This window comes from Clostridium ragsdalei P11 (assembly GCF_001675165.1).
Taxonomy (GTDB): domain Bacteria; phylum Bacillota; class Clostridia; order Clostridiales; family Clostridiaceae; genus Clostridium_B; species Clostridium_B ragsdalei.
This window is the reverse complement of sequence record NZ_LROS01000041.1, coordinates 1-12,504: the sequence shown is the minus strand read 5'-3', so window position 1 is coordinate 12,504 and position 12,504 is coordinate 1. Positions and strand designations below refer to the sequence as shown.

General features: G+C 30.0%; 10 protein-coding genes, 1 tRNA gene and 3 rRNA genes. 12 read left to right on the top strand and 2 right to left on the bottom strand.

From position 1 onward, the window contains the following. From CLRAG_RS15065 to CLRAG_RS15055, 3 genes are all read left to right on the top strand, one after another. Positions 1-113 (top strand): 23S ribosomal RNA (locus CLRAG_RS15065); the annotation flags it as partial. Between the two features lie 112 nt (positions 114-225). Then, positions 226-342: ribosomal RNA gene (gene rrf / locus CLRAG_RS15060) — 5S ribosomal RNA — on the top strand. Between the two features lie 5 nt (positions 343-347). After that, a tRNA-Lys gene (locus CLRAG_RS15055) sits at positions 348-423 on the top strand. A gap of 74 nt (positions 424-497) precedes the next feature. Here CLRAG_RS15055 and CLRAG_RS15050 read toward each other — a convergent pair. After that, positions 498-992, bottom strand: a complete 495-nt coding sequence (locus tag CLRAG_RS15050; RefSeq protein ID WP_065079162.1) for an HD domain-containing protein — start codon at positions 990-992, stop codon at positions 498-500. A 125-nt stretch (positions 993-1,117) separates the two neighbouring features. On the opposite strand from CLRAG_RS15050, the gene CLRAG_RS15045 reads away from it, so the two are divergent. From CLRAG_RS15045 to CLRAG_RS15015, 7 genes are all read left to right on the top strand, one after another. Continuing rightward, positions 1,118-1,810, top strand: coding sequence for a response regulator transcription factor (locus CLRAG_RS15045; RefSeq protein ID WP_065079161.1), 693 nt, complete (start codon positions 1,118-1,120; stop codon positions 1,808-1,810). Further along, complete coding sequence (locus CLRAG_RS15040; RefSeq protein ID WP_065079163.1) at positions 1,807-3,066, top strand: sensor histidine kinase; 1,260 nt, start codon at positions 1,807-1,809, stop codon at positions 3,064-3,066. Before CLRAG_RS15045 ends, CLRAG_RS15040 begins: the two co-directional genes overlap by 4 nt. A 76-nt stretch (positions 3,067-3,142) precedes the next feature. Next, positions 3,143-3,817 (top strand): ABC transporter ATP-binding protein, encoded by a 675-nt coding sequence (locus CLRAG_RS15035; protein WP_065079160.1) that lies wholly within the window; start codon positions 3,143-3,145, stop codon positions 3,815-3,817. Between the two features lie 2 nt (positions 3,818-3,819). Then, a complete protein-coding gene (locus CLRAG_RS15030; protein ID WP_065079159.1) occupies positions 3,820-6,201 on the top strand; it encodes an ABC transporter permease in 2,382 nt (793 codons plus the stop codon). A 339-nt stretch (positions 6,202-6,540) separates the two neighbouring features. Beyond that, a complete protein-coding gene (locus CLRAG_RS15025) occupies positions 6,541-7,572 on the top strand; it encodes a zinc-binding metallopeptidase family protein (RefSeq protein WP_065079158.1) in 1,032 nt (343 codons plus the stop codon). Beyond that, positions 7,563-8,570 carry a zinc-binding metallopeptidase family protein gene (locus CLRAG_RS15020; RefSeq protein WP_065079157.1) on the top strand — a complete coding sequence of 336 codons (1,008 nt, stop codon included), beginning with the start codon at positions 7,563-7,565 and terminating at the stop codon, positions 8,568-8,570. Before CLRAG_RS15025 ends, CLRAG_RS15020 begins: the two co-directional genes overlap by 10 nt. 34 nt (positions 8,571-8,604) lie before the next feature. Further along, positions 8,605-9,564, top strand: a complete 960-nt coding sequence (locus tag CLRAG_RS15015) for a hydrolase (RefSeq protein WP_065079156.1) — start codon at positions 8,605-8,607, stop codon at positions 9,562-9,564. A 116-nt stretch (positions 9,565-9,680) separates the two neighbouring features. Here CLRAG_RS15015 and CLRAG_RS15010 read toward each other — a convergent pair whose 3' ends face one another. After that, a complete protein-coding gene (locus tag CLRAG_RS15010) occupies positions 9,681-10,277 on the bottom strand; it encodes a uracil-DNA glycosylase (protein ID WP_065079155.1) in 597 nt (198 codons plus the stop codon). Positions 10,278-10,470: 193 nt separating this feature from the next. On the opposite strand from CLRAG_RS15010, the gene CLRAG_RS15005 reads away from it, so the two are divergent. Next, complete coding sequence (locus tag CLRAG_RS15005) at positions 10,471-11,616, top strand: pyridoxal-phosphate-dependent aminotransferase family protein (protein ID WP_065079154.1); 1,146 nt, start codon at positions 10,471-10,473, stop codon at positions 11,614-11,616. A gap of 768 nt (positions 11,617-12,384) precedes the next feature. Beyond that, positions 12,385-12,504: ribosomal RNA gene (locus tag CLRAG_RS15000) — 16S ribosomal RNA — on the top strand; the annotation flags it as partial.

The following is a 12,504-nucleotide window of genomic DNA, read 5'->3' as shown; positions in this document are numbered from 1 at the left end:
TCCCATAGCGTAAGCTAGTAAGACCCCTCGAAGAACACGAGGAGATAGGTCAGAGGTGTAAGCAGGGCAACTTGTTAAGCTGACTGATACTAATAGGTCGAGGGCTTGACCAAATAAAAACGAAAGAAAAAAATTTACTGTGCAATTTTGAGAGGACAGAGTAATTTGAACTCTTAAAAGATAATAGAAAAGAAAATTGATAGAAATAGCAATTTTCGATAATAATCTGGTGGTAATGACGTGAAGGTAACACCCCTTTCCATACCGAACAGGAAGGTTAAGCTTCACAGTGCCGATGGTACTGCAGGGGAGGCCCTGTGGGAGAATAGGTCGCTGCCAGGTAATAAGGTTCACTAGCTCAGTTGGTAGAGCACATGACTTTTAATCATGTTGTCCGGGGTTCGATTCCCCGGTGAGCCACCAAAAGAAGTACTTGAATGTACTTCTTTTTTTATATATTTTTTTATATGGAAAAAAGCCATAAAATATGGCCTTAATTATTTAACATAAATTGAATTAAGCAGTTCTTTTCCCGTAGAAGTTTTAAAATATTTACTTTTCATGTATTCTATATCAGATATTTTAATATTATCCTCATATGCATTTACTAAAAAATCACTTTCAATCAATATCTGTAGGTCTATTTTATCAATTTTATTGTAACTATGGTGATTACCTATTAAAAAACATACTCTTTCAATTATTGTATCATCTAGATCTATTTCTTTAAGCAGTTCTTTAGCTACAGGAGGACCTTCAATTTCTTGATAATTTCCAGCTGAACTATTATACTTCCTTTCACTTTCTTTAATCCCTATATCATGAAGTATGGAAGCTAATTCAAGTATAAGCATTTCATTATTGTTTAATCCTTCTAATTGGCCTATAGTTTTGCTGAAACCATATACTTTTAAAGCATGATTTATTCTTTTTATATCATTTCCAAAATAAAGTATCATTTTTTTAGTAACGTGACTTGGTAAATCTGACATGAGTACCTCCTTATATTTAAATTATAGTATTAGTATATCTAATTTGTGTTAGTATATCAATTTTACTGTGATAAAATATTAATATATTTACATATTTATAATTAGAAAATAGGGGATTAGGTATAATGAAAAGTATTTTATTGGTAGAAGATGATAAATCATTAAATAGGGGAATTAGCTTTAAATTGAATAAAGAAGGATACAAGGTTTTTTCATCAAGAACTATTGACGAAGCAAAAATAATATTAGCAGAAAATAGCATTGACCTTATGCTCCTTGATGTAGGGTTGCCTGATGGAAATGGATTTGATTTCTGTGGGGAAATTAGAAAAAAGAATGATTTACTTATTATATTCTTAACGGCTTGTGATCAAGAAATCGATATTGTAACAGGACTTGATATGGGAGCAGACGATTATATAGCCAAGCCATTTAGTCTTATGGTATTAATGTCTAAAATAAATGCCCTCCTTCGAAGAAATTCTAATAAAAATCAAAGCAAAAAAATCGTATCTGGAGATATAGTTTTTTCTATAACGGATATGAAAGTGTTAAAAAATGAAGAGAAATTATTTCTAAGTAGGACTGAGATAAAACTTTTAAAGTATTTAATGGATAATGCAGGACAAATCATAACCAAAGGTCAGCTCTTAAATAAATTATGGGACATAGATAACACATTTGTAGATGAAAATACCATAGCAGTAAATATAAGAAGACTTAGAGAAAAAATAGAGGATAATCCTTCAAAGCCTAAATATATAAAGAATATTAGGGGAATGGGATATATATGGACAGAAGGATGTGTAAAGATATGATTGAATATTTAAAAGAAAATCCATTATTAAAGAGAGTATTTAATGTAATGATTATTACTATATTAAGTATTTCGGTGATAACTTGTTTTGTAAATTACTATATAACTGAACAAGTGTATAAGCAAAATATAAATGCCACACTTCAATTAGTTGGAACACTTACAAGATTAAATCCTGAAAATGAAAATGAAATTGTAAAAACTGTGCTGTTTAAAAAGTATGATGCTAAAAATTTGGAATATGGAAAAAGTATTGCTAAAAAATATGGTTATGATGATGAAGTTACAGCATGGAATGATGATGCGTTTAATAAAAATGTATATAATATGATAAAAATTAATTTTATATTGTTTATATTAATCTTAATTGAATCAATGTGGATTTTCAGAAGCTGTAGTTTATATATTATGAAAAGGCTTGAATATATATTAAATAGTGTTGACGAGGCAGTAAATGGAAAACTCTTGACGGATATGAACAGCTTTGATGAAGGAGTTTTGCCTAAGATATATTCTAAACTCTGTGATTTAAGCAGAATACTTAATTTAAATATCGAAAAATTATATAGGGAAAAAGAAAATATAAAGTCACTTGTTACAGATATTTCACATCAAATAAAAACTCCCCTATCCTCAATTAAACTCTTTAATTCAATTTTAATAGAAGATGAAAGTATAAGTAAAAATGAAAAAAGAGAATTTTTAAATACAATAAAAGAAGAGGTTTTAAAACTTGAGTGGCTTACAGGTTCGCTTATAAAGTTGTCCAGGCTTGAAGTTGGTATGATTGAGCTAAAAAAAGAAAAAAGGTCTATAAAGGATACAATACATAAAGCTATAGAAGGAGTTTATTCAAAAGCTCTGCAAAAAAATATAGAGATAAATGCTGAAAATGTATATGAATTTTCTATTTCCCATGATGTGAGATGGACTAAAGAAGCAATAGTTAATGTACTGGAAAATGCCATAAAGTATACAGATAGTAATGGAAAAATAAATGTAAGTATGACTGATATGAATTTTTTTATAAGAATTGATATAGAAGATACAGGTATAGGAATACCAGGTGAAGATTTCAACAAGATTTTTAAACGATTCTTTAGAGGAAATTGTAAAATAGTTCAAGAATCTGAAGGTTCTGGAGTAGGCTTATATCTTACAAGAAAGATACTAGAAGAGCAAGGTGGAAGTATAATGGTTGATTCAAAACTAGGGGAAGGAAGTAAGTTTAGTCTTTTCTTACAAAAATGTAAGTAATGTTGAAAGTGAATTGTAATATTAACATGTTATCCTCTAATTATAATAATTAAATATTGAAGAGAGGTAATGTTATATGAAAGTACTAGAGGTAAAATCTCTAAAAAAATATTATGGGAAAGATGAAAATTTAGTTAAAGCAGTTGATGATGTAAGTTTTTTTGTAGATGAAGGAGAGTTTGTTGTAATAATTGGTACATCAGGTTCAGGTAAGAGTACGCTGCTTCACATGGTTGGAGGGCTTGATAGACCAACATCAGGGGAAGTTTATATTGTGGGACAGAATATATTTTCAATGAAGGATGATAAGATTGCCATATTTAGAAGAAGAAATATAGGTTTTGTTTTTCAAGCATACAATCTTATACCTGTCTTAAACGTGTGGGAAAACATAACACTCCCAATAGGACTTGATGGTAAAGATGTGGATGAAAATTATATTAAAGAACTTATGGAGACTTTGAATATATATAATAAGAAAAATTCACTGCCTAATGCTCTGTCAGGTGGACAGCAGCAGAGAACAGCTATATGTAGAGCTCTTGCAACGAAACCATCTATAATACTTGCAGACGAACCTACAGGAAATCTTGATTCTAAAACTGCACAAGAAGTTATGACCCTCTTAAAAATGTCAGTAAAAAAATATCATCAAACTTTAATTATGATAACTCATGATGATAAAATTGCACAAATGGGTGATAGAGTGATTAGAATTGAAGACGGAAAAGTAGTGCAGGGGAGGGAGTAAGTATGAACTATATATCCAATCTTGCTAAGAAGAATTTGAAGTTTTCTAAAACCAAGAATATACTGATCATCCTTACTATAGCATTAGCTACTTGTCTTATAACTGCAGCAGGAATAATGTTTTACAGCATACAAAGTTCTATAATAAATTCAGCTGAAGAACAAATGGGAAATTATCATGGAGAGTATGTTAATGTAAATAATAAACAAATTGAAATGTTAAATAACAATAGAAAAATTGAAAAATTAGGTGAATGCATTCCATTTAAAACTATAAAAAATAAAGATTTAAGTGATTCTGAAATGGAGTTGTTTTATACAGATTATGCAGGTGCAGATATGACGAATATGAAATTAAAACAAGGAAATTTGCCTCAAAAATCAAATGAAATAGCACTAGAATCATGGGTACTTGACAAATTGAAAGTAAAATCTAAAATAGGAGAAAGCATTCACATTAAAGATGAAAACAATAAAAGTATGGATTTTATTTTAAGCGGAATATTAAGTGATAATAAAATGCGTAAGCAACAAAACGATGTCATAGGTGTAGTATCCAAAAAACTTGCAACTCGAGATTCATCTAAAATAAAGATGGCATGTTATGTAAGAGTTAAAAATCATAGAAATATTATGAGCACTGTTTCTGATATTGGACATAGTATTGGTTTAAAGGATGAAAATATAAAGACAAATTCACTGTATATAAGTGCAGTAGGAGGAGATCCATCATTACTAATATCATTTCTTGTTATAACTTTAATTATAATAATTGCAACTATGGTGGTTATCTATAATATATTTTATGTATCTGTTATTGAAAGAATAAAACAATTTGGACTTCTTTCTGCAATTGGTGCGACTAAAAAGCAAATTAGAAAAGTTATATTTAAAGAAGGATTTACTTTATCAATTATAGCAATTCCAATAGGGATTATATTTGCACATGTAATATATTATATAGTAAGGCAACTATTGATTTCAAAGTATTCCATAGAAATAAAATCCTCACCATATATTATAATTATTTCGGCACTTATAAGTTTACTAGCAGTTGTAATTTCTCTTAGAAAACCAGAAAAGCTTTCTTCGAGAATATCTCCAGTAGAATCAATGAGATACAGCGGTGTAGAAATAAATTCAAAGAAAAAAGAAAGAAATTCAATTAAGAAAATATCTATATCTAAAATTGCACATTTAAATCTTTGGAGAAATAAAAAGAGAACAATTATGACCATGATTTCTCTGACTATGAGTGGGATTTTATTTATTGTAATTTGCACTATACTTAAAAGTATGAATATAGATAATCTCACAAAACAAGATTTTAGATATGAATTTTCATTAACGAGCACAGAAACAGAGGGGAATCCTTTAAATGATAAGATGATAAATAATATAAAAAATATTAAAGGCGTTAAAAATGTTAGTACTGAAAAATTTGCTGGGAATATATCTGTAGACAATTTAAGCTATGGATTATATGGATATGATGATTATCTTTTAGGTAAATTTAAAAAATATTTGATAACGGGAAAAGTATCTTCTGAGGAATTGAAAAGTAAAGATGAGGTTTTAGTTGCAACTAATTATGATAAAAATGATAACAGAATTTGCAAATATAAAGTTGGAGATAAAATAAATTTATCAATAGTAGCAGATAAAAATGGTAAGCCAGCAGAAAGTATAAAAAAACAATTTACTGTGGCAGGTATAGTCAGTAAGAATATAGGAAGTTTTGGATGGAAAATAGATGGATATGACCTTATAACCCATGAAGATGTGTTTACAAGGGGTGAATTTAAAGATAAATTATCAACAGCTGCTGATAATAAATTATCAGGAATTTATATAGATATTGACAGCATCAAATTTGAATCTATAAAAAGCAAAATTAAGTCGATTTCACAAAAAGACAATAGAATATTCTACGATTCCAATACAGATTATAAAAAAGAAATTGAAAGTCAGTATATGGGGATACAAATTATTGCAATGAGTTTTATTGGCATTATAGCCCTTATTGGAATTTTAAATCTTATAAATACCATGATTACAAGTATACTTACTAGAAAAAAAGAGTATGGCATGCTTCAAGCTGTTGGACTTTCAGATAGAGAGCTTCGTAAGATGCTTCAAATTGAAGGAATATATTATTCTCTTGGAAGCTCTTTAATGTCTGTAATTTTTGGAACATCTTTGGGATACCTGTGTTTTAAGTTGTTTAAAAGGTCCGGAGCAGATTATGCAGAATATAAATTACCATTAGGTTCAATTTTGGTATTGATTTTAGCGTTTTCTATAATAACAATACTCATAACTTATTTAATTGAAAATAAATTAAAAAAGGAATCAATTATAGATAGAATAAGATATAGTGAATAAAAATAAGTTTTCACCTAGAAATTTTACGTAAAGTTTCTAAGTGAAAACTTTTATTTATCCGATGACTACCTGCTCTAATACTCCCACGCACTCTGTGAAAGCGACTATCACCAAATCAAAGATTTGGGATAACTGATTTTCTCCAAGTGGGAGTAAAGAGCAGGTACGTCCCTGGATAACGATTTCTAAGCATCAGGTGGAGTCAAAACTCCATCTGATGCCAAGAACTCTGTTTATATGTATGCTATAATTGGATTATGATAGGTTATAAAGTTAGCTGCAGAATATATGATAACTAATGTGTAATTAAATTATCAGTGTATTTGATTGGAGGTAAAAATGGAGGACTTAGATTTATTCAAAGAAATATGCGAAACTCATGCACCAAGTGGCAGAGAAGACTGGTTGTATTCGATTATAGAAGATAATTTTAACCAATTTGGAGATATAACTATAAGTAAGCTCAATAATATGTATATACATAAAGAGGGAAAAACCTCTAGCAAATTAATGATAATGTCTCATGCAGATGAAATTTTTTTAATGGTAAAAGAAATAACAAAAGAAGGTTTTATAAAATTTAAAGGATTAGGAATAGATGCCAAAAGCCTTGTTGCTCAAGAAGTTATCATTCATGGAAAAGAAAATGTATCTGGAGTTGTGGGGTTAAAATATGATTATAGTGGTAAACAAAAAAATAAAGTTAGTATGGAAAACCTATATATAGAAACTGGCTTTTGTATAGAAAAGTTAAGAAGTTTAATTAAAGTAGGAGATTATATTACTTTAGATAGAAACATGGTAGAGCTTTTAAATGACAATGTAAGTTGTAAGTCAATAGATAACAGAGCTAGCATTTTTGCTATGTACATTTGTGCGGAAGAACTTAAAAATGTAAATCCAGATTTAAATGTTTATTTTGTATGTTCATGTCAGGAGGAAGTAGGACATAGAGGAGCCAAAATGGCAAGTTACGAAGTTAAACCTGATATAGGTATAGCACTTGATGTTACTTTTGATGGTGGAACTTTAGGGGATAGCGATAGGGAAAATAAGTTGGGAGCAGGGCCAGTTATATGTATAGGCCCTAATATACATACTAAAATTAAAAATAGGATAATACAAACTGCAGATAAATATAACATTCCATACCAAATTGAAGTTGAGCCGGGAAACACTGGAACTGATGCTTGGGATATTCAAACTGCAGAAGGGGGAATACCTACACTTCTTATATCTATTCCTATAAAGTATATGCATACTTCTGTAGAAGTGGTAAATTTGAAAGATATCAAAAACACAGGAAGACTTTTGGCTAGGTTTATTCAAGAGTTAAAAGAGGATGAATTGGAGGGATTATTTTGCTTTTAGAAAAGCTATCTAACTGTATAGGACCTTCTGGTTACGAAGAAGAAATTAGAAATGTAATAAAAGAGGAGTTGTACACTTTTACTGATAATGTAACTGTAGACAGAATGGGAAACGTTATAGTCCATAGCAATGGTAATGATAATTCATCACCTAAAATAATGATAGCTTCTCATATGGATGAGAGAGGTCTTATAATTACAGCTTATAATGATGATGGAACCCTAAAGTTTTCAACTTTAGGTAAAATGGAAAAAGGAGTACTTCCTTGTAAAACTGTTTTAATTGGAAACAAAAAAGTACATGGTGTTATAGGCATAAAACCAATACATCTTCAGGATAAAAGTGAAAGGGATAAAAATATATCATATGATGATATGTGTATAGATATTGGAGCCTCAAATAAAGATGAGTGTAAGAAGACTGTTTCACTTGGAGATTTTGTAGTATTTGACAATAGTTTTTCTGATTTTGGAGACAATTTAGTAAAAGGCAAGGCTTTAGATAATAGAATAGGGTGTTCCATACTTTTAGAATTATTAAAGGAAAAATATGAGTGTAATTTGTATGGAGTGTTTTATGTCCAGGGAAATATAGATAAAAGAGGAATTTATACTGCAGCTTACAATGTTAAGCCTGATATAATGATAGATTTAGATACTATAAATAGTACTGATGGTGAAGGTGTACCGGAATATTTAAAAACAAATGAACTTACAGGAGGACCCGTGATACCTTTTAATATTGAAGAGTCTATATTTAATAGAGACATTGTAAAGTCTATTAGAAATAAGGCAGATAATATGGGAATTGCTTATAAAAAGAGCATAAGTACTAAGGATACAAGTAAACTTAAACCAGTCCGTTTACCTATTAATAACTGCAAGACAGCAGCGGTATTAATACCATGCAAACATATGGATTATAATATTTCAATGTGCAGCTTGATGGATTATGAAAGTGCTTTAACTTTGGTAAAAAGTTATTTGTCAGATTTATAGATGATAATTTAAAATATTGAGGGGTGAAATTTTTATGGATAAACTTCTAATAAAATTAATCAATTCTTTTGGAGTTAGTGGTAAAGAAGATGAAGTGAGGGAAGTAATAAAGGAACGTTTAAATGAAATGAATCAAGATATGTATGAAGATGATATAGGTAATGTAATAGTAAAATTAGGTTCAGGTACAACTAAAATAATGCTGTGTACTCATATGGATTCTGTAGGGTTTATAGTAAATCATATAGATGATGATGGCATGATAAGAGTGGACAACATAGGAAATTTTAAAAAGGAAGATATATCCCATAGTTTTATAAGGTTTGATAATGGAACTTTAGGAAAAATATATACTTCTCATGAAGGCGAATTTGTAGATATAGGCGTGAATGAAAAGGAAGATGCTTTAAAAAAGGTAAATGAAGGGGACATGGCATCTCTTGTAGGACCATATTTAAGTGTAGGTGACAATAATGTTATAAGCCCACTTTTACATAACAAGGTAGGATGCTATATACTTTTAAAGCTTATAGAATATGTAAAAGTAGAAAATGCAGAACTTGATTTTGTATTTGCATCTCAAGGTGAAATAGGAGGAATAGGTGCTAGAATTGCTGCAAATAATATAAACCCTGATTATTGTATAATAGTTGGTACTGAAAATGCCACAAATGCAGAAGAAAGAAAAAACAATATAAATATAGATGAAGGGCCAGTAATTAAAATTATGGATAGTTCACTTATAATGCATAAAGATATAAAAGAGATGTTAGAAAATTGTGCTAAGAGATCCGAAATAAATCTACAATACAGTATAAGTACAGGTAAATCTGAAGGGGAATTAGTACATAAAGAGAGAATTGGAATAAGAACCGGAGAAATCGCAGTACCATGTAGATACAAGTATTCCACATCTGAAATGGTATCAATAAATGATATAGAAGATACTATAAAAGTATTAAAGCAACTAGAAAACCTTAAGGAAATAATATAGTAAAAAGAATCTATCTTATAAAGATACGCCCTTTATAAAAAATAGCTTCTATGATAAATCATCATAAAAGCTATTTTTTATAGAGTTTTTACAATATATATTAGTAAAAGGAAACTTTAAATACTACTTAGAGTATTCTTTAATTTTTCCCAGTCATTTTCATACATAAGCTTGAAAGACTCATTTCTATTATAAGTTAATGCAGATGGATGATACATAGGGAATATATCCTTTTTCAAATCTTCATTAAAATAGACTTTACCGTGGCATTCACCTATAGAGTTAAATTTAGTAAATCTTTTTAAAGGAGTATTTCCTAAAGTTACAATTATTTTAGGGGAAACTAGTTCAATTTCTCTATTTAGTATATCTTTAAATAGTTCAATTTCAGAAGTTTTAGGAGGTCTGTTACTTACAGTTTTTCTCCCACTTTTCCCTTGGTTTATTTTTATAGGTCTTAAAAAGCAAGTGTTAGTTATTCTAATATTCTCTCTTTGTAAACCTATGGAGTTTAGATAACTTTCAAAGGTCTTTCCTGCCATTCCCACAAAAGGTTTACCTTGTTCTACCTCAGTTTTGCCTGGGGCTTCACCTATGAATAATATATTACAAGGAATAGGTCCATCACCAAAAATGTATCCGCCAGTAGGCGTTGCATCATATTCATCACATATTTTTTTGATTTTTTCTATAAGCTCTTCTTTAGCATTCATAAAAGAAGTCCCTCCTTTAAACTATCAACGTCAATTATATTTTAGCATATAAAGAGCTTTTAAATGCATTTTCAATTAAGTATAGGTTAAATTATTGATATAATGTGTGCATTTTCAAATTGTATGCATACATTTTGAAAAGCATATAGTCGATGATATAATTCTAACTAAAATTGTTTAAGAGGTGATTTTTATGGAAACTCCATATATAATGACGCCTGGGCCTACAGAGGTTAGAGATAATGTTAGGTTTGCCAGAAGTGAAAGATGTACAAATCCTGATTTAGATATTAAATTTTATGATTTTTATAAAGATACCTGTGAGGATATAGCTAAATTTTTAAATACTAAAAATCAGGTTAGAATATTAAGTGGGGAAGGAATACTTGGTCTTGAAGCAGCTTGTGCTTCTCTTACAGAAGAAGGAGATAGAGTACTTGTAATTGATAATGGTATATATGGTGAAGGGTTTGCTGATTTTGTAAAACTTTATGACGGAGAAGTAGTGTTTTTTAAAGGAAATAGAAAAAGGGAAATAGATGTAGATGAACTAAAGAAATTTTTAGATAAGGATAGTGACTTTAAGTATGCTACAGTCGTCCATTGCGATACCCCTTCAGGAATGTTAAATAACATATCAAAAATATGTCCTATGCTTAAAGAAAAAGGAATATTAACTGTAGTAGATAGTGTATCTGCTATGGGAGGAGAAAAGTTAGAAGTAGATAATTGGAATATAGATATAGTTGTGGGTGGATCACAAAAGTGTATTTCTGCACCTCCAGGACTTACAATACTAAGTATAAGCCAGGACGCTTTTGAAGCTATGAAAAACAGAAGGAAACCAATAAAGTCTTTTTATTGCAACTTATTAGTTTGGCAAAATTATTATGAAGACAAGTGGTTTCCATATACGCCTCCTATAAGTGATATAGTTGGGCTTAAAGCAGCAGTAGATAATATTTTAAAAGATAAAGATATTTTGAAAAGACATAGGCAAATAGGTAAAAGTGTTAGGATAGCAGTTAAAGAGGCAGGATTAAGCCTTTATAATGAAAATGGATATTCAAATACAGTTACAGCTATTGAAGTCCCAGAAGGAATAGATGAATCTAAGCTTAGAAAATATATGGTAGATAATTTCAATGTTTTAATAGCAGGATCTTTTGGATATTTACAAGGTAGAGTAGTAAGAATAGGACATATGGGTGAAAATGCAAAGAAAGATATGGTGAGTTATACTTTATATTCTTTGCAAAAATCTCTAGAAAACTTTCAATTTTATTGCCAGTGCGATATGGCCGATTGCTTTTTAAAGAATGTTGAAAGTTTTGAATGACAAAAAATGATAACTTTATTTGATGGCTCCCATTCTTCTTTAGGTGGGAGCATTAGATTGGCTACATATTTGGATAATGATTTTCCATAAAGGATAACGTACTCTAAGTGCTAAAGAAATTAAGAAAACTGTTAATAAGCATTAGGTATCTGATACCAAGAGCTCTGGTTATTTTGTTATCCGATGACTACCTGCTCTAATACTCACACGCACTCTGTGAAAGTGACTATCACCAAATCAAAGATTTGGGATATCTGCTTTTCTCCAAGTGGGAGTAAAGAGCAGCTATGTCCCTGGATAACGATTTCTAAGCATCAGGTGGAGTCAAAACTCCATCTGACGCAAAGAACTCTGTTTATATTAAAAAAACAACATAACCTAGTGTGTCAGTATAAGAATATTTAAGGAATAAGTATCATAGTGTATGTATTATAAGATAATTTTATATAATGGTGATATTTTTGAATTATGTATATATGTAATGTGTTAGAATAGCAACTGTCGTCATCAAGCGAAGACATTAATTTGAGAATATCAATTGTAATGTCTCATGCAATTCAAAATTAAGTTTTGAAAAAAAGATGTTGACAAAGTAAGAAATAGATGATATACTATAAAAGCTGTCGAAGTAAGACAGCAAAATGATCCTTGAAAATTAAACAGAGGAAGATATAAGTACAACTTATTTAGAATAAACCAGCAATTCTTTTGAGCTGCGAGAGCAGCTAAAAAAGTAATTTCGTAATAAGAAGAGTCAATACAAACTTTTAAATTAAGAGTTTGATCCTGGCTCAGGACGAACGCTGGCGGCGTGCTTAACACATGCAAGTCGAGCGATGAAGCTCCTTCGGGAGTGGATTAGCGGCGGACGGGTGAGTAACACGTGGG